The sequence below is a fragment of the Paenibacillus sp. FSL H3-0302 genome (assembly GCF_037982245.1).
Lineage (GTDB): Bacteria > Bacillota > Bacilli > Paenibacillales > Paenibacillaceae > Paenibacillus_AQ > Paenibacillus_AQ odorifer.
On record NZ_CP150284.1, the window covers coordinates 3,237,980 to 3,262,094 of the forward strand.

A 24,115-nucleotide genomic window follows, 5' to 3' on the forward strand; every position below is an offset into this window, starting at 1 on the left:
TAACAATGGATATGAATCCCCCCAAACATATTCTTTCAGCAGCTACAGTTGTATTCAATGATCAAGAAGAAATCTTATTAATAAAAGGTCCACGTAGAGGATGGGAGATGCCAGGCGGACAGGTTGAAGAGGAGGAGTCCCTTATAGAAGCAGCAATCAGGGAAGCCAAAGAAGAATCGGGCATTGATATAGAGATTAATAAGTTCTGCGGAGTTTTTCAAAATGTTGATCGATCTATTTGTACTAACCTATTTCTAGGGAAAGCCATCGGCGGCGAACCTGCTACTAGTTCCGAGAGCTTAGAAGTTGGGTTTTTCTCGATAGAACAAGCATTGGAAATGGTCACATGGAAAAACCTCAGACTGCGGCTGGAGTATTGTCTAAATGATGAGGTGCAGCCTTTTTACGTAGAGTTACGGGGTACAGAAGTTGAGGAAATTATATTTAAATTAGAAAACCAGCAAACTTTTTAGAGGTCCTCCTGCGTCCTAGCTAATGAGTGTCATCGGAAGGCACTTATAAATAGAGATGGAGGATGACGAGATATGAACAAAAGAACAAAAAATCTATTTAAAATGAGTGCAGTTGGATGTGTAGCCATTATGGGAGTGAGTGCAGCTTCTTTACCGGTTCATGCTATGGTTTCCACACAAGTAACAGCTAATGTTTCTGCGGCTTTACCGTTGAAGGCACCAGCCCTTGCTGGCATAAAAGTGCAAGAAAAAGTACTTAACACAACAAGTAAATACCTGATTGCAGATTTAAAAGTACCACAGCTAACAGGAATGCTGGATACTCATTATCAAGATGAACTGAACGATATTATCCTCTCTCATGCTGAAAAGGATCTGGCACAGTGGGAGAAAGACGCCGCAGAAATGGGCAAAAAAGCACAGGCTGATCAAATGGAATTTCATCCTTATACTCTTTATATTACTTATGATCTGAAATCAGATGGAACAGGTTCTCCAGCAGGCGTTATCTCCTTGACTGTTACTACTGAAGGTTCTGAAGGTGGAACAAGCATGCCGCGGATCGATACTTATAATGTGAAAAATATAGCTGAGGCAGAACCTGTTGCACTAACGGATGTACTGGGCGCTAACTACAAAGAGAAGCTCGATACAGACATTCTGACAGCGATTAAAAAGGATTCAGATAAGTATTTCTTAGAAGAGTACACAGGAACTTCAACTGAGCAGTCGTTCTATATCGATAAAGGTGACTTAATAATTGTATTCCCTAAATACAGCATTGCGCCAGGTTATGTAGGTTCACCAGAGTTTCGGTTCAGCTTAAATCATAGTTCAACGGATACAACTAAGCTTGATTTGAAAAAAGTAGCTACTTTCACGAATAAGAAAGGCGTGCTCATGGTATCGCTTCGTGATGTGGCCAGTCAACTAAACTATGAATTGAAATGGAATCAGTCTACCAAAACCGCTGAGTTGATGAAAGGAGCACAGTGGACAAGTGTTACGCTTAACAAAGATTCATACTTCTTCGCAAAAATGACTCCTAAAGCTTTAGGTGCCGCACCTGTTCTGCAAGATAACAAAACCTATGTACCTGTTCAATTCGTATCAGAAATTCTTCAGGTTGAAGTTCAGAAATAACCATTTAGAAGTTTGTGAAAGTAGTTTGATTTATTAAAAACATCCCGCAGGGTAATTCTTGCGCGGGTGTTTTTTTTACTTTTGATAACAGATTAGCCAGTTTAAAGAACTTTTTGAGCTGCTCCTGCGTCCTGCCTATGAACAACAAATTAAGGGTAAGGACTGAAACAGAATGAATGACAACAAGCGTTATATGCCTGGTATTGATGGACTAAGAGCTTTTTCCGTACTCGCTGTCATAGCCTATCATTTGAATTTGAAATGGGCTGGGGGTGGACTGCTGGGAGTGGGAATCTTTTTTGTGATCTCGGGTTATCTCATCACAGACCAAATCATTAACCAATGGGAGCGTCATCGAAGATTGGACCTTCTGGACTTTTGGATACGTAGAGCACGGAGGTTGCTGCCGGCGACGATAGTCATGCTGATCGTTGTCACCATATGGCTCTTAATCATAGATCCCACGAGATTAAATGGGCTGACAGGAGATTTCATGTCATCACTATTTTACGTTAATAACTGGTGGTTAATATTTCATGATGTTTCGTACTTCGAAAGTTTTGGACCTCCTTCTCCGATCGGACATTTATGGTCACTTTCTATTGAAGAACAGTTTTATATTCTATGGCCGCTGCTGCTCGTATTAGGACTAAAGATCATACCTCGTCGAGGTAAACTTATTGCCTGGATTCTGGCTTGTGCTGCTGTCTCAGCTTTAGCCATGGCTATGTTCTATGTACCGGGCACAGATCCAAGCAGGGTCTATTATGGAACAGATACTCGCATATTTGCACTTCTAATTGGAGCGGCGCTTGCCGTTGCATGGCCTAGTCAGAAACTTAAAAATACAGTCACAGAAAGATCTCGTTATATGTTTGATATCATTGGTGCTCTGGGACTGCTGGTATTAATAGTGCTAGTTTACCGGGTTAACGAGTTTGATGAATCACTATATCGGGGTGGATTTTTGATCATCTCTATCATTACTGCAGTAGTGATTGCAGTGCTTGCTCATCCTGCCAGCTCTCTTGGACGGAAAATGGGCTGTAAACCCTTGCGATGGATAGGTGTACGTTCATATAGCTTATACCTTTGGCATTATCCCGTAATAATTCTTACCAGCCCTAATGGGAATCCAGATGAGAGCGGCGTGCTTCGAATTATCCTTCAGTTAGCAGGAAGTTTTCTACTGGCAGCCTTATCATACAAATATGTCGAGGAGCCGCTCCGGCGGGGATCATTAAGAAACATTTGGAACAATTGGAGTGCAAAACAACGCCGCAGCTACCGCCCAGTCTTTCTTATGACCATGATCTTTTTGATTCTTATTCCGATTGCCTGCAATGGATATTTATCCAACGCTGAATCTGACACACTTCCAATCGAAGTTGCAGATAAGCAGAATGTACAGCAAGAGGGAATAGCGCAAGATCCAATAGATCACAACTCATTGGCACCACCCGTAGAAAAAGATACGACTGATGTTGAAAAGCAAAAACCTGACACTGAAGAGAAACAAGTTGAACCAGAAGGAAACATAGCGGTAACCGGGAAAAATCAAACTGGAAAGAATATTACGGCCATTGGCGATTCTGTCATTTTGGATGCAGCACCATTTTTGGTAGAAAGTCTCCCTGGTATTGTTATCGATGGAAAGGTCGGCAGACAGATGATGCAGGCACAGGAGGTGGTTGATCAGCTTAGAGCACAAGGACGCTTAGGGGAGCGGATGATCATAGAGCTGGGGACGAATGGAGCTTTTAACTCCAAGCAATTACGTAAACTACTAAACTCGTTAAGCGATGCGGAGCAGATTCTTTTGGTCAATACACGTGTGCCGAGAAAGTGGGAGCAGACTGTGAATTCCACCCTTTCAAAAGTTTCCAGTGAATTCAGGAATACGACCATAGTAGACTGGTACTCAGCTAGTGAAGGAAAAGACGACTACTTCTACAAAGATGGTGTTCATTTGAAACGTGAGGGTGCCAAGTATTATGCATCAATTCTAATTAAAGCTTTGGAAAAAGAAAATAAATAATTTATTTGGAATCTCCAAACTTTTTTATACTCACCAAACGTCTTACTCCTGTTACAACACCAGATCACAAACAGAGAAGGATAATCGACCATGTTGAATAGGAAAACCGAGAAAATATTGACGCGATGTATCAAAGAAAACAAAGAAAATGTATACCGGCTTGCTTACAGTTATGTGAAAAACAAAGAGGATGCCCTCGACATTGTGCAGGATTCTATTTATAAAGCGATGACACGAATGGATTTGCTAAAGGATCACGATGCCGTGAAAAGCTGGTTTTACAGGATTGTCGTGAATACTTCCTTAGACTTTTTGCGCAGAAACAAGAAGGTTCAGACGATGGAGCCAGAGATAATAGAAACCTATAGTCCGGCTGTTGAGGATAGCTATACAGATATGGATTTGAAAAGAACACTGGAAGAGCTGCCGGCGAAATACCGAAGTGTGATTGTGCTTAGATATTTTGAGGATATGAAGATTAATGAAGTGGCTGAAGTTCTTAATGAGAACACCAATACAATAAAGACAAGGCTGTATCAGGCCCTTCAGTTATTGCGGGTGAAGCTGAATGATGAAGCCTTAAAGGAGATAAAGTAAGATGGACGAAAGAATACAAGAATTACATAAAGAGTATACCGATATTCCCATTCCGGATGAACTTGATTTGATTGTAAACCGTTCTATAAAGCAGTCACTTAAAGCCAATAGAAAAAAACACACGACAACTAAGTGGGTGGCCAGTGTTGGTGCGGCCGCAGTTATTTTTCTAGTAGCCATAAACACCAGTACAACCGTAGCTAGTGCATTATCTTCCATTCCAGGCGTAGATCGGATAATAAAAGTACTAACTATTAAAGAATACGTTGTAGAAGAAGAGAACTACGATGCAAATATCAAGGTTCCAGCCGTTACGGATATGGAAAACAAAGAACTGGAGCTTGGATTGAACAGCAAATATTTAAGTGAGAATAAAGCACTATACGAAAAGTTCCAAGCGGAGATCGAAGCGTTGAAGGAACAAGGTGGGGGCCATTTGGGGCTGGATGTAGGTTATGAAGTGAAAACGGATAATGAGCGCATTTTCTCCATTGGCAGATATGTTGAGGAAACCGCTGGTTCATCTTCAATGGAAGTTACTTTTGATACGATAGACAAAGAGAACCAGATCCTTATTACATTGCCAATGCTATTTAAAGATGATCAATACATTGAACGCATCAGCGAAAATATTAAAGAACAGATGATTGCCCAAATGAAAGCAGACTCTGAGAAAGTTTACTGGATCCCTGAGTATGGCGATGATGTACCAACGGATCAGTTTACCTCCATTACGAAGGATCAGAGCTTTTATATCAACACCGAAGGTAAGCTTGTGATTGTGTTTAACAAATACGATGTCGCACCGGGTTATATGGGCTCCGTTGAATTTGTGATACCAACCGCGGTGCTTGCTGATGATTTGGTCAGTCAGAAGTATATTCAATAAAAGAATTTTGGGAATAACGTGATCTGAGTCAGAAACCCTGCACAAAAGGTGATAAAAGTGGAAATAACGATATCTGGGTCCGATAGTCTAACCAAAACTCTTCGTCCAAGCCTCAAACATCGTTTGCTCTCATTATTTGACGCGAACGCTGCTGCTATCGGACTCAGCTGACCCTAAACGCAGCATTATCGCACTTTTGCAATTCTATCGGACCGCATCGTCGCTATTGGCACGAAAACCATCCCCCAAGCGCACTTTTCTAACGAATAGCTACACTGGGGTCCGAAACTCTGCACAAAAGCTGATAAATGTGGGAATAACGTCATCTGGGTCCGAAAGTTTAGCCAAGGCTCTTTGTCCAAACCTCAAACATCGTTTGCTCTCGCTATTTTACGGGTGACGCAGCAGCTAACGGACTCTGCTGACCCTAAGCGCAGCATTATCGCACTTTTGCAATCCTAACGGACCGCATAGTCGCTATTGGCACGGAAAACACGCCCCAAGCGCACTTTTCTAACGAATAGCTGCACTGGGGTCCGAAACTTTGCACAAAAGGGGATATAAGCGGAAATAAGGTCATCTGGGTCCGATAGTCTAACCAAAACTCTTCGTCAAAGCCTCAAACATCGTTTGCTCTCATTATTTTACGGGGGACGCAGCAGCTAACGGACTCAGCTGACCCTAAACGCAGCATTATCGCACTTTTGCAATTCTATCGGACCGCATAGTCGCAATTGGCATGAAAACCACGCCCCAAGCACACTTTTCTAACGAATAGTTGCACTGGAGTCCGAAACTCTGCACAAAAGGTGATAAATGTGGGAATAACGTCATCTGGGTCCGAAACTATGCGCAAAAGCTGATAAAAGTGGAAATAACGTCATCTGGGTCCGAAAGTTTAGCCGTATATAAATTGTTCTACTGCCGCAACAGTAGCATTAATATCCGGGTTAGAATTGTCGATCAACGCAATATTTTCAGCCGGGAGCGGCCATTCTACCGTACGGTTGCCAAGAGAAGTGCGGAATTCATTCCAATGCTGGAACTTCCATTCATCTAGTGGTGATTGTCTGTCTTGAATTCGTTCAAGGTACAATTCCTCGTTGGCTAACCCTACCAAGACAACCTTGACCTCAACATCATGAAGGGAACGCCCGATCCGAGCTAACTCATGGCTGATCCAGTCAGGATTGGCCGCCTCTTTGGTAAAGGGACCAACTACAAAAGCATCGACGTCCAAGCCTATATTATCCAGCGCAGCATCCATAGTGATTCGATAACCTAAATCGCGGCATAACCTTTTGTACTCTGCTGAGTCTCTATCTGCCGGATCCAGTCCGTGTAAAGTCATTATCGCGTCAGCAGCAGGCCGTAGTAAGATATCCATATCGAAAAAAGGTATTTTGCGCCGCGAAGCAATCGCTTTAGCTAACGTTGTTTTGCCTGCTCCAGCTGGACCAAGAAAAAATACAAGTTTATTCATTTCTAATTCTCCTTAGTTCTCAAGTCAACTCCAATGTGTATCTATGCATACTATCATATAAAAGATGACGAGCAATCGCCAGCGTAATCCCATTCTCGGCAAGTGACGGTCCACAAAACTAAAATTGCTCGCGGATTAGCCCATAAAATGATATTTTTTTGCTTCTCCATTGAGTTTTTAGCTAATCCTGCTTATAATATAGCGAGAAAAATAAGAAAAAGGTGTCCATAAATGAGCATATTAAATGTTGAAGGATTAAGTCATGGCTTTGGAGATCGTGCGATCTTTAAGGATGTTTCATTCCGTCTCCTAAAAGGCGAGCATATCGGATTATTCGGCGCTAACGGCGAAGGAAAATCCACTTTTATGAATATTGTTACAGGCAAACTGCAACCTGATGAAGGTAAAGTCGAATGGTCCAAGCGGGTGCGTGTTGGCTACCTCGATCAGCATGCAGTGTTAACCAAAGGAATGACGATTCAAGATGTACTCAGAAGTGCTTTCCAGTACCTGTTCGATCTTGAGCAAGAGATGAACGATATGTATGGCAGAATGGGTGACGTTTCACCTGAAGAGCTGGAAAAGCTGCTTGAAGAAGTAGGTACCATCCAAGATACACTTACAAATCAAGACTTTTACATGATCGATGCGAAAGTACAAGAAACCGCGCGTGGACTAGGGATCACTGACATTGGATTGGATCGCGATGTAGCCGATCTTAGTGGTGGTCAACGTACCAAAATCTTGCTTGCTAAGCTATTGCTTGAAAAACCAGATATTTTGCTCCTCGATGAGCCTACGAACTATCTGGATGAGCAGCATATTGAATGGCTGAGACGTTACCTTCAAGAGTATGATAATGCTTTTATTCTGATCTCACATGATATGCCATTCTTGAACAGTGTTATCAACCTGATCTACCATATGGAAAATCAAAAGCTGACCCGATATGTGGGTGATTATGAGCAGTTCCAACAAGTCTACGAAATGAGAAAACAACAGCTTGAATCTGCCTATAATCGCCAGAAGCAAGAAATAGCAGAGCTGAAGGATTTCGTAGCTCGTAACAAAGCCAGCGTGGCTACCCGTAACATGGCGATGTCCAGACAGAAGAAGCTCGACAAGATGGAGATCATCGAGATTGCCAAGGAGAAACCGAAACCACAGTTTAACTTTAAAGAAGGTAAAACTGCAGGCAAGATGATTTTCGAAGCAAAAGAATTGGTTATCGGCTACGACTCTCCATTGTCCAGACCGCTTAATTTGTTGATGGAGCGTGGACAGAAGATCGCGTTGGTTGGGGCAAACGGAATTGGTAAAACAACTTTGCTGCGCAGCATTTTAGGTGAAATCTCTGCTTTGTCCGGTTCGGTAGAACGTGGATATCATCAGGAGATTGGCTATTTTGAGCAAGAGATGAAAGAAGGCAATTACAAGACTTGTATTGAGGAAATCTGGGATACATTCCCGTCTCTGTCACAATTCGAAGTACGTGCTGCTCTAGCTAAATGTGGATTAACCACGAAGCATATTGAGAGTAAGATTGCTGTACTAAGTGGTGGGGAAAAAGCTAAAGTGCGTCTATGTAAGCTCATTAATAGCGAAACTAATATTCTCGTATTAGATGAGCCGACGAACCACTTGGATATCGATGCCAAAGATGAACTGAAACGCGCTCTAAAAGCATACAAAGGAAGCATTCTTATGATTTCTCACGAACCCGATTTTTATCAGGACATCGTAACCGATATCTGGAATTGCGAAGATTGGACAACGAAAGTATTCTAAGTATACGAGTTCAATTAACGAATCTTAAACAGGATACCTTACTTCGATACTCCGAAGGGTATCCTGTTTTTTATTCCGAGGCACTATCTGCATTAATTGTGGCGATTAAAATTGGCGTATGAGTAGAAATCAAGATCATCATGTGGAGTGATTCCACTTTCAATGCAGATTCCCAGATAACAAATCCGTAAAAAATTGATGGCCGCCTTAATGATTTTCATAATTAACACAAAGAATAGATCACTCCTCAAAACTTTCCGTCCGATAAGAAGACTTTAGGCTTCAAACTTCAGATTCTGTGGTTCCGTCGGAAATTCTTCTGTCCGTGCACGGGAATCAGTGACGGGAACGTCCAGGTCTACTTCTTCAAATGTGCAGTCATCTAGCCAAATCTTTCCTGATCCCGATAGGAGAATACCAATGTTGATACAATCCGCCTCTGCCGGGATATCCAGCACACAAGCGTAAAAATTCCAGGAAGCAGTTCCTTTAATACTTCTGTACTGCATGTTGTCAAAACCCAGCATATTCTGGAGCTTGTCATCAATACGCATCCATAAGCCGCACCAGTCGCTGACTTCTTCGGTCCGGATAAAGCCGGCAAACCGCATCCGCTTCCCAAGATAATTTTTTGCATCAAACTGCTGCATTAGAGTACCAAATTCGTTCTCTTCAGGTGGTTCAGTTTCTGCGCATTCCAGTGATACAGAGTTCCTTCCCTTATGGTAAATCTGCATATCTAATGATGCCTTATATTTGCTGGGGGATGTTCCGGTGATGAACCAACCTTTAATTTCGGACATGGTAAATTCCTCTCTTTCCTGAATCAATAGTTTTATCTGCGACCTGTATTGGGCTGGGGGGAGAGCATAAAGTCCTTTAAAAGCTCTTGTAAAAGCCTCTTGACTATCAAAACCATAAAGCAGTGCAATATCTAGAATGCGTTCTTCGGAATAGAGCAGCAGTTGGGCAGCAGAACTCAACCTACGGGAACGAATGTATTCAGCTACACTTTTGCCGACATATTTCTGAAAGAGCCGGTGGAAATGATATTTGGAGAATCCAGCCACTTTCGCAATTCCGTCCAGATTCAATTCTTCTTCCAAATGGTTCTCAATAAATTCAATACTATTGTGAATCATCTTGTAATACAGCCTAATCACCTCCCTGGTATTAATATACCTCACCTATTTAAAGGGATTTTGATAATTCTTGCTTAGTTGTACTTCAGTATGTAGAGATTTGCATCTGAACCTAATACTATCAGCAGAAGATATAAAAGGAGAGTATAAAACTATTAAACACAAAAAAGGCGAATTCTTACTCATAATGGAGTAAGAATTCGCCAATATCTATTCGATTGCATTCCTACATTAAACCTCAATGATGATTGGAAGAATCATTGGCCGTCGTTTCGTTTTTTCGTATAGGAACTTACTTAATGATTCTTTGATGGTCTGCTTGATGATATTCCATTGGCCGAGATCCGTTTCGTTCATTTTTTTAAGGGTCGATGTTACATGCTGGTTGATCTCGTCCATTAAATTATCGGAGTTACGGACATAAACGAATCCCCTGGAAATAGTGTCTGGCTCGTTTAATAGACGTCCATCGGTTTGGCTCAGTGTAATCACTGTAATCAGAATGCCGTCTGCTGACAGCTGGCGACGATCGCGAAGCACAACATTTCCAATATCTCCGATCCCAAGGCCATCTACTAGAATTTGCCCAGCAGTCACTCGACCGGATTGGCGGACAACACCAGACGATGACTCAACGATGTCTCCATTTTTTAGAATAAAGATATTTTCCGGTTTGACGCCTACCGCCTCCGCTAACAAGCTGTGATGATGCAGCATACGGTATTCACCATGAATCGGAATAAAGTATTCAGGTTTCATTAGAGTCAGCATTAGCTTAAGCTCCTCTTGGCTGCCATGCCCGGAGACGTGAAGCTCACTGCGTGAACCATAGATGACTTTAGCACCCAGCATATATAAATTATCGACAATCCTTGAAACATTCCGTTCATTTCCCGGGATGGGATTGGCTGCGAGCAGCACCGTGTCCCCAGCCTGGATCTCCATCAATCGATGGCTTGAGTTCGCTAAGCGGGATAGTGCGGCCATGGGCTCTCCTTGACTGCCTGTACATAAAACAGTTACCTGTGCCGGAGGGAGCTTAGCAGCTTCTGCAGGTTCGATCAGCATATCGTCCGGAATGTTCAAATAACCGAGTTCTTGGGCCACTCTGACTACATTTACCATACTTCTGCCGAGTAAGGTCAATTTACGTTCAGTTAAATGAGAAGCATCAATGATCTGCTGTAGACGATGTACATTTGAGGCGAAGGTAGAAATAAAAATTCTACGGTCTGCTTTTAAAAAGGCTTCTTCTATGTGAGCGCCAACAAGCTTTTCAGAAGGGGTGAAGCCAGGACGCTCAGCATTAGTGCTTTCTGACAGCAAGATCTTTACACCGTTTTTCCCAATATCGGCCATTTTATGTATATCTGGATACTGCTTGTTGACAGGCGTCATGTCAAATTTGAAGTCTCCTGTATGAACTACGGTACCTTCAGGTGTATCGAATACTACGCCAAGGCAATCTGGAATACTATGATTTGTATTAAAAAATGTTGTAGTAATGGCTCCCAGGGTTAACGTAGATTCTGAATTAATACAATGGAGTTTCGTTTGTCGTAAAATTCCATGTTCCCTAAGTTTATTTTCGATTAATCCTAAGGTTAAACGGGAAGCATATATTGGGATATTCAACTGTTTAAGCAGGTAAGGAATCCCGCCGATATGATCCTCATGTCCGTGAGTCACCACCAACGCTTGTACCTTATCAATATTATTTAATAAATACGAAACATCAGGAATAATTAGGTCAATCCCTAAGAGACTTTCATCTGGAAATTTAGAGCCGCAATCAATAACGACAATGTCATCTGCGTATTGCAGGATATACATATTTTTACCGATTTCATGAACCCCGCCTAATGCTGCAATCGAGAGCTGCTTAGCTGCCATTTTCATTGAAGCCCCTCCTAAATAAATTTCTCTATATTATGTTTGAATCCCATTATAATTATCCATTCTGAAGCTTGATACAATATAATAACTGAAGAAAGCTAATCGAAAGATAGGAGAACGTTACTCATGAATATCAGACTATTACAAATGAAAGATAATAGCTCCATTGAAAAGGTCATTAGGGACTGCCTAATTGAGTTTGGCGGGAATCGCTCGGGTCTAGCCTGGGAGGATGACAGCCTGCATCATTTATCAGATGATTATAATCATAGTGAGAATCGGGCTTATTGGGTTGTCGAAGAGGGAGGGGAAGTATTAGGGGGTTGTGGCATTGCTCCTTTCGGGAATGATGACAAGATATGTGAGTTGCAAAAAATGTATTTATCTCAGTCGATTAGAGGTAACGGGATAGCCAAAGAACTTTTAAATACAGCGTTGGACTTTGCTAAGCTTCATTACAACCAATGTTATTTGGAGACACTTCAAAACATGCACGCAGCTAACCGTTTCTATATGAAAAATGGATTTGAGCTTTTGGATGAACCGCTTGCGGGGTCGGAGCATTTCGCTTGTGATGTTTGGTATATTAAAAATTTAATGTGAATTGCTTTAAAAATGTTGGAGGCCTGGATTACCAGGCTTTTTTTGATCTAAGGTAATGATTTTTTATTTGACAATAAAACCGTCCAGACGGTATAGTAAATAACAGAGGTGATTATCGTGAACAGTAATTCAAAACGAAGTAGTATTTTATTAGCAGCTTCTATAGTAGTTAAAAATAATGGGGTGGAGAAGCTTACGCTTGAAGCCGTTGCCAAAGAAGCGGGGGTCAGTAAAGGTGGACTGCTGCACCATTTTCCGAATAAGGAAGCTTTAATAAAAAGTATGGTGGAAGAGTTAACAAGTGATTTTTTCAGTAATGTTCAAGAAAGAGTAGCGAATACATCTAGAGAAACGGGGAAGTGGGGACGAGCGTTTGTTCAGGCGATTGACGACGATCTTAAGGAAGAGCAAGAGATTAGCACCGCGCTTTCGGCTGCTCTTTTTACGAATCCGGATATCCTTAAGAAATTTCAAGATCAATACTCAGTATGGCAAAACAATATAGAGAACGATGGAATAGATCCTGTACGTTCCACAATTGTCAGGCTGGCAGCGGACGGTTTATGGTATTCAGAAATGTTCGGATTAGGAGCTTTAGATAAGGATTTACGAGATAAAGTAATTAAAGAATTAATAAACATGACGGAGTAAGGAGGGGCTATTGTTGAATTCATATGTGTTACTGGCAACAGCGATTATCTGCGAGGTATTTGGTAGCTCCATGCTTAAGGTTTCTAACGGGTTTAAAAAGATTTTACCTTCAATAGGAGTCGTACTCGGCATGGGTTCAGCCTTTTATTGTCTTTCTTTAGCGCTTTCAACGATTCCACTAGGGACGGCTTATGCTATTTGGTCGGGGGTAGGTACGGCTTTAACTGCGTTAATTGGAGTCATCATTTATAAAGAAAACTTCAATCTGAAGAAATTACTCGGCCTGATTCTTATCATTGGTGGAGTAGTCATTATGAAACTTTCTGGTGGATCTCATTAGAGCTTGGAGGAAATGTTATGAACAAGAATAAGGGTTTTTGGGTACTTGGGGTAGCTATTATAAGCGAAGTAATAGGTACAACTATGCTGAAAATGTCAGAAGGGTTCACACAAATATTGCCTACTATAGGTGTTATTATTGGTTTTATTATCGCATTTTATAGTTTGTCCATAAGTCTCAAAGTTTTACCTTTAAGCCTAGCTTATGCGATTTGGGCAGGTGTAGGTACAGTTCTAACCGCCATCGTTGGTATCGTAATATGGGGGGATCCATTTAGTATGCTTACACTTGCAGGCATAGTATTAATAGTTGGAGGTGTGGTTTTATTAAACTCTCCAGATTCAGCTAATGAAAAAGAACTTAAAACGACAAGTTAATCTTCATAAAAAACTAGGGCCTGAGAAATCAGGCCTTTATTTGATGGACGTGATGTTAATAGATTCCATATTTAGGGTAGTATCGCGATATTGGTATCACATATCTTTTCCGTAGAATTACATCTTATAGCTTGATCCGCTCTTTCTCTATAATGAGAGTGTCTCACATTGAAAGGAGGATCGGTTGTTATTTAATGTGCTATGAGATGAATTTGATTGTAAACGCTATCATTTGAGCACTCCGATAAGGCGACACGTTAGTGAGTATCTACATTAAGAGGAGGATTATAATGCGCAACAAGTATGTCGTATGGTCGCTTGTAGTAACCCTGTTGATTTCAAGTTTATACCTGGCAGCGGGTCCGTTCACATTTGTTAGTGCCTCTGGTGGTGCGAATTTGATGCTGGGCAAAACTGTGACGGCTAGTGGTCAATCACAAACGTATAGTCCAAACAATGTGAAAGACAGCAATCAAGAGACGTATTGGGAAAGCAGCAATAATGCATTTCCGCAATGGATCCAAGTAGATCTCGGTACAGAGACAAGTATTGACCAAATCGTATTGAAGCTGCCAACGGGCTGGGAGACGCGTACGCAAACACTCGCCGTTCAAGGCAGCACAAATGGATCTACATTCACTGACATTGTTGGTTCAGCTGATTATGTGTTCAATCCTTCAGCAGGAGGGAACACCGTTAATATTGATTTTACAGCAACCAGCACTCGTTATGTACGCCTGAATGTAACAGGCAATACGGGTTGGCCAGCAGCGCAAGTATCTGAATTCGAAATTTATGGAGCTAGTACACCAACACCGACGCCAACAGCCACACCAACGCCAACAGTTACACCAACGCCAACAGCCACATCGACGCCTACAGTCACACCAACGCCAACAGCCACACCAACGCCAACAGTCACACCAACGCCAACAGTCACACCAACGCCAACAGCCACACCAACGCCAACGGCCACACCTGTTGCGGGCAGTAATATCGCGGTTGGCAAATCGATTACCGCATCTTCTAATACGCAATCATTTGTGGCAGCAAATGCTAATGACAACAACACCAACACATACTGGGAAGGTGGCAGTAATCCTAGTTCATTGATACTTGACCTGGGGTCAAACTACAACGTTTCCTCCATCGTTCTAAAGTTAAATCCAGCCGCTGCATGGGGAGCACGTACCCAAACGATTCAAGTGCTCGGTCACAATCAAAACACAACGACATTTGGGAATCTGGTGTCAGCACAATCGTATTCGTTTAATCCAGCTTCAGGAAATACAGTAACCATTCCTGTTTCCGCAACTGTCAAACGTCTACAGCTTAATATTACTGCCAACTCGGGTGCTCCAGCTGGACAGATCGCCGAATTTGAAGTATACGGTACTCCAGCTCCGAATCCGGATTTGGTGATTACTGGCATGTCCTGGTCACCAACGAATCCGGTTGAGTCTAATGCGATTACGCTGAACGCAATCGTAAAGAATATCGGCAATGCCAGCTCTCCAGCTGCTACTGTTAATTTCTATTTAAATAATGAGCTTGTAGGCTCAGCTCCGGTAGGTGTACTAGCAACTGGAGCATCGACAACAGCATCGATGACACTTACCGCAGGAGTTAAGCCTGCCGCAACGTATTCAGTTAGTGCCAAAGTTGATGAAGACAACCTAGTTATCGAACAAAATGAAGCGAATAACAGCTACACGAACCCAGCGTCACTTATTATCGCTCCAGTGTCCAGCTCTGACTTAGTGGGAACTGTTACATGGACACCAAGTAATCCTGTTGCTAATAACAATGTAGCGTTTAATGTAAATCTTAAGAATCAAGGAACCATTGCCTCTGCAAGTGGTTCACATGGTATAAGCGTTGTTCTTAAAAACTCTGCGGGTTCCACTATTCAAACCTATAATGGATCTTATAACGGTGCCTTAGCAGCGGGGGCATCAGTTAATGTTGCGATTCCAGGGACTTGGACAGCGATTAATGGTAACTACACAGTCACCACTACTGTTGAAGTGGATGCTAATGAGATAGCTGCCAAGCAAGCGAATAATGTAAGTGTTTCTAATCTCGTTGTCTATGCTGCGCGTGGTGCAAGCGTGCCGTATAGCCGATATGATACCGAGGATGCTACTCTCGGGGGTGGCGCGACATTGAAATCCGCGCCAACCTTTGATCAAGCATTAATCGCTTCTGAAGCTTCTGGCCAGCGTTATATAGCTCTTCCTTCGAATGGTTCGAACTTAGAGTGGACGGTCAGACAGGGTCAAGGCGGCGCAGGTGTAACTATGAGATTTACAATGCCTGACTCTGCAGATGGGATGGGATTGAATGGTTCACTGGATGTGTATGTGAATGGAGCGAAAGTAAAAACAGTTTCCTTAACCTCATACTACAGCTGGCAGTATTTCTCAGGTGATATGCCTGGCGATACACCTAGTGCTGGACGTCCACTATTCCGTTTTGATGAAGTTCACTGGAAGATGGATACACCCCTCCAACCTGGGGACAAGATTCGAATCCAGAAGAACAATGGAGATAGCTTGGAATATGGTGTGGATTTCCTTGAAATTGAATCTGTTCCAACAGCAATTGCCCGCCCAGCTAACTCCGTATCTGTAACAGATTACGGTGCTGTGGCAAACGACGGACAAGATGATCTGGCAGCTTTTAAAGCTACTGTAAATGCAGCCGTGGCAAGCGGAAAGTCTATTTATATTCCAGCAGGAACCTTTAATCTTAGCAGTATGTGGGAGATTGGTTCTGCTAGTAATATGATCAATAACCTCACTATTACTGGTGCTGGTCTCTGGCACACCAATATTCAGTTCACCAATCCTAATGCTGCGGGCGGTGGTATTTCACTCCGTATTTCAGGTAAGCTAGATTTCAGTAATGTATATATGAATTCTAATTTGCGCTCACGTTATGGACAAAATGCAATTTACAAAGGTTTTATGGATAACTTTGGAACCAACTCTATTATCCATGATGTCTGGGTAGAGCATTTTGAATGCGGAATGTGGGTAGGCGACTACGCTCATACACCTGCGATTTATGCTACCGGGCTGGTAGTTGAAAACAGTCGGATTCGGAACAATCTTGCAGACGGCATCAACTTCTCGCAAGGAACTAGCAATTCAATTGTACGCAATAGCAGTGTGCGAAATAATGGTGACGATGGTCTTGCAGTATGGACCAGTAACACAAATGGTGCACCTGCTGGTGTGAATAATACCTTCTCGTATAACACCATTGAGAATAACTGGCGTGCGGCAGCGATTGCTTTCTTTGGAGGAAGTGGTCATAAGGCTGATCATAACTATATCATTGATACAGTTGGTGGTTCCGGCATACGTATGAATACCGTTTTTCCAGGTTATCATTTCCAGAATAATACGGGTGTAGTTTTCTCAGACACAACCATTATTAACAGTGGCACGAGTAAAGATCTTTATGGGGGTGAACGTGGCGCAATTGATCTTGAAGCATCAAATGATGCTATCAAGAACGTTACATTTAATAACATAGACATCATTAATACCCAGCGTGATGCGATTCAATTTGGATATGGTGGTGGATTCGAGAACATCGTGTTCAACAACATCAATATTAACGGTACAGGACTTGATGGAATAACAACTTCACGGTTCTCAGGTCCACATAAAGGTGCAGCTATTTACACCTATACAGGCAATGGTGCTGCAACCTTTAATAACCTGACAACCTCCAACATTGCTTATCCGAATCTGAATTATATTCAGAGCGGTTTTAATCTAACGATTCATTAATTTTATGTACGAGGTTAAGGGAGAAGCTCTTAGGAGCTTTTCCCTTTTTAGCTTGTAACGAGCTGGATATCTCTAAATTGCCAGAAGGATAATGACTACATGAACAAGAAATTAATATAAGGGGAATTTAAACTATTAAATTTTTGAAATTCTTTTGCGGATGTGTTGATTTCATCATCTTATGTTCGTCATAGCAGATGCGTCGGATCTCAAAGGACCTCCTGATTTTGTTAAACAACTTACTGCGCTTATTCAGGCAAACCATTTAATTACTTAAAGGGAGAGATGAAAAATGAATCAGGAAGTAATCGATTTTATTGAAGCGCTAAAAGAATCATGGCAGGTGGAGTTGTCCACCTCACTACGTGAGGTTGTTCATCAGGCTATACCGGATGTGCAGGAACGTATTCAGTATAAGAAACCTCATTTTTTGAAAAATGGAAAATACGCTGCGGCCATCTCGACATCAAAAGACGCAGTCAGCTTTGTAATCTTTAATACAACCGAGCTAACGCTTCCAGAGGGAGTATTTGAGGGACCACCTGAAAGGAAAACCCTGAAGCTTCGAAAAGGAGACACATTTGATTCTGCACAATTGGTCTCTTTAGTTGCTCAAGCTTCAGCTTCTCTTTGATCCATACTTATATTAAAAGGACGATATCTCAAAGTCATTTGACTTCATGGGATATCGTCCTTTTTGTCGATTATACAGTCTTAGTTACTCGTTGTAGTGCTGAGATAGTGAATCTGCTCTTCCAGGATGGTACTTGCTTTGCCTAAAAATGTTGTTATAAGCTCAAGCTCCTGCTCAGTAAAGGAAGACGCCAGTTTAACCATCTTAGTGTGCAAAGGAAGGTAGGCATTTCCAACCTCGTTATTCTCATATAAAGGAACAATGATCACCTTACGACGGTCATTGAGGTCATGTTCTCTGCGAACAAAGCCGTTTTTTTCAAGTCGATCAACTAATGTGGTAATGCTGCCTGTAGTAAGTCCAGTTAATTTGGATAGCTCGCCGGCGGTGATAGGACCTTTTTCATGAAGGATATCTATAGATAGAAAATCGTTATTGTATAACCCTAGAGAAGTTGCAACTTTTTGCTGATACAAAACCGTTCGGCTGCCTAGGCCCCGCATGCGTAAAGTTAAGTCTTCCTGCTGAATTGTAACTTGATTGTGTCGATCTCTTGACAAAAGAGGACCCTCCTTTTAAAATGTTTATATCTTGATGGTCGAGATAATTAATGAACAAGATGCTTGATGAACATATAATTAATTGTCTTGATTTTATCGAATTATTCACTAATTTGCAAAGGGTATAACATCACGTGGTTTGGAATGAAGCCTGTGCACAATCCTTTAACAATTAGAGTAGAACTAAACATTTGGGAAAAGTGGAGGAGAAAAAGGAGCATGGAAAAGAAAAATAAAGTTGGGGTTATTATAGTAGCTCTATTGTTGGCTACACTTATGGCATCAATGGATAATACTATACTTGCAACCGCAATGGGAACCATTGTAGGTGACCTTGGCGGCTTTGACAAATTGATGTGGGTTACGTCCGCTTATATGATAGCTGAGATGGCGGGTATGCCGATTTTCGGTAAATTATCGGATATGTATGGACGTAAGCGATTTTTTATTTTCGGTATTATTGTTTTTATGATTGGTTCAGCTTTATGTGGTACGGCAAATTCTATTGTTCAGCTTAGTATTTATCGGGCAATTCAGGGTATTGGTGGAGGGGCACTCGTTCCTATTGCATTCACGATTATGTTCGATGTAGTGGCCCCAGAAAAACGGGGGAAAATCGGTGGGTTATTCGGTGCTGCCTATGGTATTTCCAGTATTTTTGGTCCTCTTATTGGCGCTTATATAGCGGATTATATTCATTGGTCTTGGGTCTTTTATATCAATTTACCCATTGGTGTTATTGCATTCTTTATGATCGCTTTTTTCTACAAAGAATCTGTTGAGCATTCCAAAGAAAAAATTGATTATCTTGGGGCTTTTACACTTGTAGCTTCAATCCTTTGTCTCATGTTTGCGATTGAGCTCGGGGGTAAGAAATATGCTTGGGACTCGACAATGATTCTGGGATTGTTTATGGCTTTTGTTGTGTTTTTAATTGGTTTTATTGTTATCGAACGTCGTGCAGAAGAGCCAATCATTACCTTTGGCATGTTCAAGAATCGTCTCTATTCTACGAGTAATGTTATGGCGATATTTAGCGGAGCGGCATTTATTACAGCCTCGGTGTACATTCCAATTTATATTCAAGGGGTTCTTGGCGGGTCTGCCACAAATTCGGGGCTTGTTCTACTTCCGATGATGATTGGTTCTGTTATCACTGCTGCTGGCGGAGGATTCTTGCTCTCTAAATTTAATTATCGCACGATCATGATTTCTACGTTAGTACTCCTTGTAGCAGGTATGGCTCTACTTACCACACTAACACCAGACTCCTCCCGGTTTATGGTCACTATTTTTATGTTTCTGGTGGGTCTTGGCATAGGTTCATCATTTTCTGTTCTAAGCAATGCAGCGATTCATGGATTTACAGCAAGACAACGGGGTTCTGCAAGTTCGACACTTAGCTTCACACGGGAGCTGGGAATGACACTTGGCATTACGGTATTTGGTATTATTCAAAGTCACATTTTTTCGAATAAACTAGCTTCCGTGTTCAGTAAGGGAGGCGCGGCACCAGAAGGTGTTAATCTAAGTGATCCAAGTACAATTTTGACTCCCGACACACGGGCCAAAATTCCCTCTGAGGTTCTTGATAAAATCACCGAACGATTATCTTCTTCTCTTGTTCATACCTTTGCTTGGGCGATTATTCCATCAGTTATAGCTCTAATGGCAGCATTTGTGATGAGCAGGGAGAAGTTTGACCCTGCTACGGAGCTGGAAGAATTTACGGCATCGCATTAAGGAAATAAAAGATAAAAATTAAAGCCCAAGTCCTTTGTTAATAAAGGCTTGGGCTTTTTTGATAAGAAGCTCGGCGATCCTATTTCTCTGAAATGCTATAACGAGAATGTAAATGCCAGATAAGCTCTCTACGGCTGCTGACACCTGCTTTAGCAAAAATGGATTTTAAATGATCCTGAACCGTGTAAGCAGAAATATGTAATTCAGCAGCCAATTCTTTAGTAGATAATCCGCGAATTACTCCTTCAAGTAAATGCTGTTCCCGTTTCGTCAGATCATACGCTTCTGCAATGATAGGAAGCATATCTGCTGGACGTGCAGGCTCGAATGAAATGGCAATTTGCGTCTGACCGTCGTATGCATGAAGCCGGCTAGCCCGGATCACTAGATAAGGTCCGTCTGACATCCGGATACAGGACTTTGCCATCCCCGAAGATTCAGAGGGACTATTGATTGCTTGTGTGCTCACCGCCCGAATTGGTCGTGGCAGGATATGGTGATCAATTTTTTCTAATGAACGAAGTTTCTCTAACCAGCGGTCTGCTGTAGGATTGGAGGAGAGGAGCACTAGTTGATCAGAAAGGACGGCAATTCCGGAACCGTAATCTTCTTCCAGCCAAGTCTGATTTCTCTCAGGCAACTCAAGACTGAAAGCCCGCATTCTTGCGGCAATCTCAGGAAGCATTAAGGCTATCCGTACACAATCTTCCTGTGAAAATACAGGCTGACCCGACTTTCTGTAAAGTGTCAGATACCCCCAACACGCATCTCCATGAACAAGTACAGCGCGTAATTCATCCTCAAATCCTGCCGGAGACAGTACTTTTTGATAGCGGGCACTCAAATCTGGCTGCCCTTCGGTTGCTTCATATAAAGTAGCTACATGCACTTTACTATGAACCATTTGCTCATAGGGATTAATATCGTCTTCACCGTATTCGATCTGGAACAAGTGATGATGAATGGATTCCACGTTATCTTCTGTAACCGCACCTGTCGAGAGTAGTGTCTGTGGATCAACATGGGTACAGCAGGCAGCATCAAAGGGTACAGCCTCGCGTAAAATCGACAGTAATGAAGTACGGTAGCTATGTGAAGATTCAGAAACAGTACCTAACCGTATGATTTGTTGTTTAATATGATTAAGTTGTCTTATGGTTTTCATAGGTCAGCCCTCTAGTCATGGAGTATAAAAACAGGTATCCCACATTTATGGGATAGTGAATGTAAACCATATCCGTATAATTGAGAATGGTTCTTAATTATTTCTATTATATAGGATGCGGTGATAAAATGCAGAGAAAAGAAGATATTGTAGTCGTCGGTGGATATGGCCATGTAGGGCGTACCATTTGTGAAATCTTAGAGAAAAAATATCCTGGAAAAGTATATGCTGCAGGGCGAAGTCTTGTAAAAGCAAAGCAATTCAGTCAAGCAACTGATGGGAAAATTAAGCCGATGCAGTTGGATATTAATAAACCTTTACCTACTGATAAGTTAGAACGAGTGAAATTAATCATTATGTGCTTAGATCAAACGGATACGGATTTTATAAGAGCTGTGTTTCGAAGCGGTATTCATTATGTGGATGTATCTGCGAACGGTTTGTTTTTGAATGAAATTGAGAAATACAAGAGGGAGGCTGAAGACAATGGGTCAAGTGCTGTCTTAAGTGTAGGACTTGCTCCCGGCATCACTAATCTCCTGGCCCTTGAAGCAGAGCGGCAGATGAATCAGATTGAGGAGATAGAAATTGCGATTATGCTCGGATTAGGTGATTCTCATGGCAAAGCGGCGCTAGAATGGACAGTTGACAGTTTAGCAGCTAAGTTCGAAGTGAAGCAGGATAATCGCCAGGTTGAGGTGGAGAGCTTTACAGACAGAAGGTTGTATCATTTTGGTGATGAGATGGGTAACCGATATGCTTACCGTTTTCCATTCTCAGATCAACAGACACTTAGCAGAACACTAAAATCATCGTCTATCTCTACACGATTTTGTCTTGATTCAGCTGTAGTTACTAAAATACTGGCAATAACGAAAAGAACTGGAGCCGTTCGCTTACTACAAATAGGCTGGCTGAAGAATTCAATTGTTCGTGCTATGGGGCGGCTGCATTTGGGGGATGATGGGTTCGCTATTAAGGTTGAAGCACATGGAAGAAATTCAGAAGGTAAAATACTTCATGCGGATTTTTTATTACAAGGAAAGAATCAATCTATCATTACGGCAAAAGTAACAGCGGCAGTAGCAAAACATCTATATGATTCACCACCCTCAGGTGGAGTTTACCATATTGAGCAGATGACTGATATAGCGTATATACAGAAGGAATTAGGATCAGCCATTTCTCTCAAGACTGCGGTAAACTAGTATAATATTAATCATATAGAAAGGGGCGTTTTAGAATGAATAGAAAAGATTGGGAGCTGTTGAACGGTCATAAAGCGGGCGTGTTTTGGTTCACAGGATTATCAGGTTCAGGAAAAAGTACACTAGCACAACAAGCTGAAAAAGAATTGTTTAAGCAAGGCATCCGATGTGCTGTGATCGACGGCGACCAGCTAAGAAAAGGTTTGAATATTGATTTAGGCTTTTCAGAAGAGGATCGTAAAGAAAACATGCGTCGCGCAGCCGAAGTAGCATCTATGTTTTTGGAACTAGGCTTTATAGTGCTTGTCCCGATGATTTCACCTTCTTCAGCTGCTAGAGAAGCGATTAGATATCGTTTTCAGTCTGGCGAGTTTGCAGAGATTTATGTGCAATGTTCATTAGAAACCTGCGAACAACGTGATCCTAAAGGGCTGTATAAGAAAGCTAGAAAAGGTGAAATTCGTGAGTTTACAGGTATTGATGCTATTTATGAAGCCCCTGAACATGCCGAATTGACAGTTAACACAGAGATTTACGATATGGAGAGCAGTGTGAATCTGCTAGTTGATTTTGTTACACATAATTACGCTAAAAAGATATAGAGGGAAGTTAACAGAAGCCTGGTCAAGTCGGGCTTCTTTTTTTGCATTCTCAAATGGAATTATATCGCATAAAAGGGATCAAGGTGCTACAATATGAATGAATAAAAAAATATTCATTCATATTGATGAGTGTTATTCAAAATATGCATATATGGAGGGGTTCAAATGAAAAAAGTTACTGCATTTATTGGGAATCAACAAAAGCATGCGACCTTTGAAGCGGTTTGTGAATTTGGCAATAATTTAAAAGCATATGGTGATATTGAATTTGAGTATGTCTTTTTAAAAGATTATCGGCTTGAATATTGCCGGGGCTGCAAGATATGTTTCAATAAAGGTGAGGAATATTGTCCACTAAAGGATGATCGCGATGTATTGATGGAGAAAATGATCCATTCTGACGGAATTATTTTCGCCACGCCTAATTATGCATTTCATGTATCGGCACCGATGAAGAACCTCTTGGACCGGCTTGCTTTTGTATTTCATAGACCTCGATTCTTCGGGAAAACCTTCACGGCTATTGTCAATCAGGGGATCTTTGGAGGCAGCAAAATTGTGAAATACCTTAGTAATATGGGCGAGAATTTCGGATTTCAAGTTACAAAAGGCTGTGTCTTGACTACTTTGGAGCCAAGAACAGAAGTTGCGCAGAAAAAAATGACGAGAGAAATAAAGAAAGCCTCCGAAAGATTCTATAAGGACCTTATGTCGCCCAAGACTCCAGTTCCTTCTTTTCTCAGATTAATGCTGTTTCGAATGTCACGTACAAGTATAAAAACAATGCTTGATGATCATTCCAAGGATTATCGTTATTACAAAGAACAAGGCTGGTTTGAGTCGGGTTATTATTATCCTGTTTCATTGGGTCCTATAAAAAGGACAGCGGGTCTGATCTTTGACTTTATTGGGAAACGTATGGCGAAGAATTCGTAACCATAAAGACACTTCTCCGTATAAGATATGAACATGACCGACAA

General features: G+C 41.7%; 22 protein-coding genes. 16 read left to right on the forward strand and 6 right to left on the reverse strand.

Annotation, left to right across the window (positions count from 1 at the left end; genetic code table 11):
* The first annotated feature begins 11 nt into the window (after positions 1–11).
* The 5 genes from MHH50_RS14460 to MHH50_RS14480 all read left to right on the forward strand — a co-directional run bounded on the left by MHH50_RS14460 (position 12) and on the right by MHH50_RS14480 (position 5,140).
* Positions 12–473, forward strand: coding sequence for an NUDIX hydrolase (locus MHH50_RS14460; RefSeq protein ID WP_076125878.1), 462 nt, complete (start codon positions 12–14; stop codon positions 471–473).
* Positions 474–545: 72 nt separating this feature from the next.
* Positions 546–1,616: a stalk domain-containing protein gene (locus tag MHH50_RS14465; protein ID WP_076305501.1), complete on the forward strand. Its 1,071-nt coding sequence runs from the start codon at positions 546–548 to the stop codon at positions 1,614–1,616.
* Between the two features lie 172 nt (positions 1,617–1,788).
* On the forward strand, positions 1,789–3,654 hold the full coding sequence (locus MHH50_RS14470) for an acyltransferase family protein (protein ID WP_340034512.1): 1,866 nt from the start codon (positions 1,789–1,791) through the stop codon (positions 3,652–3,654).
* Positions 3,655–3,744: 90 nt separating this feature from the next.
* The gene (locus MHH50_RS14475; protein WP_076125785.1) at positions 3,745–4,251 is read left to right on the forward strand and encodes a sigma-70 family RNA polymerase sigma factor; all 507 of its coding nucleotides are present in this window, start codon (positions 3,745–3,747) and stop codon (positions 4,249–4,251) included.
* Between the two features lies 1 nt (position 4,252).
* Positions 4,253–5,140 carry an RsiV family protein gene (locus MHH50_RS14480; protein ID WP_076125783.1) on the forward strand — a complete coding sequence of 296 codons (888 nt, stop codon included), beginning with the start codon at positions 4,253–4,255 and terminating at the stop codon, positions 5,138–5,140.
* Between the two features lie 898 nt (positions 5,141–6,038).
* On the opposite strand, the gene MHH50_RS14485 is transcribed toward MHH50_RS14480, so the two are convergent.
* Positions 6,039–6,623 carry an AAA family ATPase gene (locus MHH50_RS14485; protein WP_076190412.1) on the reverse strand — a complete coding sequence of 195 codons (585 nt, stop codon included), beginning with the start codon at positions 6,621–6,623 and terminating at the stop codon, positions 6,039–6,041.
* Between the two features lie 231 nt (positions 6,624–6,854).
* Between MHH50_RS14485 and MHH50_RS14490 the strand changes: the two genes are divergently transcribed.
* Entirely contained in the window at positions 6,855–8,411 is a 1,557-nt protein-coding gene (locus MHH50_RS14490) for an ABC-F family ATP-binding cassette domain-containing protein (RefSeq protein ID WP_036677991.1), read from the forward strand.
* A 92-nt stretch (positions 8,412–8,503) separates the two neighbouring features.
* Here the strand turns inward: MHH50_RS14490 and MHH50_RS14495 are convergent, their stop codons facing one another.
* The 3 genes from MHH50_RS14495 to MHH50_RS14505 all read right to left on the reverse strand — a co-directional run bounded on the left by MHH50_RS14495 (position 8,504) and on the right by MHH50_RS14505 (position 11,446).
* Complete coding sequence (locus MHH50_RS14495) at positions 8,504–8,632, reverse strand: hypothetical protein (RefSeq protein WP_340034513.1); 129 nt, start codon at positions 8,630–8,632, stop codon at positions 8,504–8,506.
* Positions 8,633–8,686: 54 nt separating this feature from the next.
* Positions 8,687–9,553 (reverse strand): helix-turn-helix domain-containing protein, encoded by an 867-nt coding sequence (locus MHH50_RS14500; protein ID WP_340034514.1) that lies wholly within the window; start codon positions 9,551–9,553, stop codon positions 8,687–8,689.
* 231 nt (positions 9,554–9,784) lie between these two features.
* The gene (locus MHH50_RS14505) at positions 9,785–11,446 is read right to left on the reverse strand and encodes a ribonuclease J (protein ID WP_076281129.1); all 1,662 of its coding nucleotides are present in this window, start codon (positions 11,444–11,446) and stop codon (positions 9,785–9,787) included.
* 129 nt (positions 11,447–11,575) lie between these two features.
* Here MHH50_RS14505 and MHH50_RS14510 point away from each other — a divergent pair, with 129 nt between their 5' ends.
* The 6 genes from MHH50_RS14510 to MHH50_RS14535 all read left to right on the forward strand — a co-directional run bounded on the left by MHH50_RS14510 (position 11,576) and on the right by MHH50_RS14535 (position 17,857).
* A complete protein-coding gene (locus tag MHH50_RS14510; RefSeq protein WP_312149516.1) occupies positions 11,576–12,052 on the forward strand; it encodes a GNAT family N-acetyltransferase in 477 nt (158 codons plus the stop codon).
* Positions 12,053–12,169: 117 nt separating this feature from the next.
* Complete coding sequence (locus MHH50_RS14515; RefSeq protein ID WP_143759822.1) at positions 12,170–12,703, forward strand: TetR/AcrR family transcriptional regulator; 534 nt, start codon at positions 12,170–12,172, stop codon at positions 12,701–12,703.
* A 13-nt stretch (positions 12,704–12,716) separates the two neighbouring features.
* Complete coding sequence (locus tag MHH50_RS14520; protein WP_036677974.1) at positions 12,717–13,043, forward strand: multidrug efflux SMR transporter; 327 nt, start codon at positions 12,717–12,719, stop codon at positions 13,041–13,043.
* A gap of 17 nt (positions 13,044–13,060) precedes the next feature.
* Complete coding sequence (locus MHH50_RS14525) at positions 13,061–13,420, forward strand: multidrug efflux SMR transporter (protein ID WP_076125771.1); 360 nt, start codon at positions 13,061–13,063, stop codon at positions 13,418–13,420.
* 290 nt (positions 13,421–13,710) lie between these two features.
* Complete coding sequence (locus MHH50_RS14530; RefSeq protein WP_340034516.1) at positions 13,711–17,223, forward strand: discoidin domain-containing protein; 3,513 nt, start codon at positions 13,711–13,713, stop codon at positions 17,221–17,223.
* A 292-nt stretch (positions 17,224–17,515) separates the two neighbouring features.
* Positions 17,516–17,857, forward strand: coding sequence for a DUF1801 domain-containing protein (locus MHH50_RS14535; RefSeq protein WP_076125767.1), 342 nt, complete (start codon positions 17,516–17,518; stop codon positions 17,855–17,857).
* A gap of 80 nt (positions 17,858–17,937) precedes the next feature.
* Here the strand turns inward: MHH50_RS14535 and MHH50_RS14540 are convergent, their stop codons facing one another.
* The gene (locus tag MHH50_RS14540) at positions 17,938–18,360 is read right to left on the reverse strand and encodes a MarR family transcriptional regulator (RefSeq protein ID WP_256715771.1); all 423 of its coding nucleotides are present in this window, start codon (positions 18,358–18,360) and stop codon (positions 17,938–17,940) included.
* A gap of 276 nt (positions 18,361–18,636) precedes the next feature.
* Here MHH50_RS14540 and MHH50_RS14545 point away from each other — a divergent pair, with 276 nt between their 5' ends.
* Positions 18,637–20,160: an MDR family MFS transporter gene (locus tag MHH50_RS14545; protein ID WP_340034517.1), complete on the forward strand. Its 1,524-nt coding sequence runs from the start codon at positions 18,637–18,639 to the stop codon at positions 20,158–20,160.
* Between the two features lie 79 nt (positions 20,161–20,239).
* Here MHH50_RS14545 and MHH50_RS14550 read toward each other — a convergent pair whose 3' ends face one another.
* Positions 20,240–21,325 carry a helix-turn-helix transcriptional regulator gene (locus MHH50_RS14550; RefSeq protein ID WP_076190407.1) on the reverse strand — a complete coding sequence of 362 codons (1,086 nt, stop codon included), beginning with the start codon at positions 21,323–21,325 and terminating at the stop codon, positions 20,240–20,242.
* A 128-nt stretch (positions 21,326–21,453) separates the two neighbouring features.
* On the opposite strand from MHH50_RS14550, the gene MHH50_RS14555 reads away from it, so the two are divergent.
* The 3 genes from MHH50_RS14555 to MHH50_RS14565 all read left to right on the forward strand — a co-directional run bounded on the left by MHH50_RS14555 (position 21,454) and on the right by MHH50_RS14565 (position 24,071).
* Positions 21,454–22,533 (forward strand): saccharopine dehydrogenase NADP-binding domain-containing protein, encoded by a 1,080-nt coding sequence (locus MHH50_RS14555; protein ID WP_340034519.1) that lies wholly within the window; start codon positions 21,454–21,456, stop codon positions 22,531–22,533.
* Positions 22,534–22,568: 35 nt separating this feature from the next.
* Positions 22,569–23,135 (forward strand): adenylyl-sulfate kinase, encoded by a 567-nt coding sequence (gene cysC, locus MHH50_RS14560; RefSeq protein WP_076274453.1) that lies wholly within the window; start codon positions 22,569–22,571, stop codon positions 23,133–23,135.
* 165 nt (positions 23,136–23,300) lie between these two features.
* Positions 23,301–24,071, forward strand: coding sequence for a flavodoxin family protein (locus tag MHH50_RS14565; RefSeq protein WP_076184551.1), 771 nt, complete (start codon positions 23,301–23,303; stop codon positions 24,069–24,071).
* Positions 24,072–24,115 lie beyond the last annotated feature (44 nt).

Coding starts and splice junctions, on each gene's coding strand:
- MHH50_RS14545 (WP_340034517.1), top strand. CDS start 18,637: ATGGAAAAGAAAAATAAAGTTGGGGTTATTATAGTAGCTCTATTGTTG.
- MHH50_RS14500 (WP_340034514.1), bottom strand. CDS start 9,553: ATGATTCACAATAGTATTGAATTTATTGAGAACCATTTGGAAGAAGAA.
- MHH50_RS14490 (WP_036677991.1), top strand. CDS start 6,855: ATGAGCATATTAAATGTTGAAGGATTAAGTCATGGCTTTGGAGATCGT.
- MHH50_RS14525 (WP_076125771.1), top strand. CDS start 13,061: ATGAACAAGAATAAGGGTTTTTGGGTACTTGGGGTAGCTATTATAAGC.
- MHH50_RS14505 (WP_076281129.1), bottom strand. CDS start 11,446: ATGGCAGCTAAGCAGCTCTCGATTGCAGCATTAGGCGGGGTTCATGAA.
- MHH50_RS14485 (WP_076190412.1), bottom strand. CDS start 6,623: ATGAATAAACTTGTATTTTTTCTTGGTCCAGCTGGAGCAGGCAAAACA.
- MHH50_RS14535 (WP_076125767.1), top strand. CDS start 17,516: ATGAATCAGGAAGTAATCGATTTTATTGAAGCGCTAAAAGAATCATGG.
- MHH50_RS14555 (WP_340034519.1), top strand. CDS start 21,454: ATGCAGAGAAAAGAAGATATTGTAGTCGTCGGTGGATATGGCCATGTA.
- MHH50_RS14530 (WP_340034516.1), top strand. CDS start 13,711: ATGCGCAACAAGTATGTCGTATGGTCGCTTGTAGTAACCCTGTTGATT.
- MHH50_RS14475 (WP_076125785.1), top strand. CDS start 3,745: ATGTTGAATAGGAAAACCGAGAAAATATTGACGCGATGTATCAAAGAA.
- MHH50_RS14550 (WP_076190407.1), bottom strand. CDS start 21,325: ATGAAAACCATAAGACAACTTAATCATATTAAACAACAAATCATACGG.
- MHH50_RS14565 (WP_076184551.1), top strand. CDS start 23,301: ATGAAAAAAGTTACTGCATTTATTGGGAATCAACAAAAGCATGCGACC.
- MHH50_RS14540 (WP_256715771.1), bottom strand. CDS start 18,360: ATGCGGGGCCTAGGCAGCCGAACGGTTTTGTATCAGCAAAAAGTTGCA.
- MHH50_RS14465 (WP_076305501.1), top strand. CDS start 546: ATGAACAAAAGAACAAAAAATCTATTTAAAATGAGTGCAGTTGGATGT.
- cysC (WP_076274453.1), top strand. CDS start 22,569: ATGAATAGAAAAGATTGGGAGCTGTTGAACGGTCATAAAGCGGGCGTG.
- MHH50_RS14470 (WP_340034512.1), top strand. CDS start 1,789: ATGAATGACAACAAGCGTTATATGCCTGGTATTGATGGACTAAGAGCT.
- MHH50_RS14480 (WP_076125783.1), top strand. CDS start 4,253: ATGGACGAAAGAATACAAGAATTACATAAAGAGTATACCGATATTCCC.
- MHH50_RS14510 (WP_312149516.1), top strand. CDS start 11,576: ATGAATATCAGACTATTACAAATGAAAGATAATAGCTCCATTGAAAAG.
- MHH50_RS14460 (WP_076125878.1), top strand. CDS start 12: ATGAATCCCCCCAAACATATTCTTTCAGCAGCTACAGTTGTATTCAAT.
- MHH50_RS14495 (WP_340034513.1), bottom strand. CDS start 8,632: ATGAAAATCATTAAGGCGGCCATCAATTTTTTACGGATTTGTTATCTG.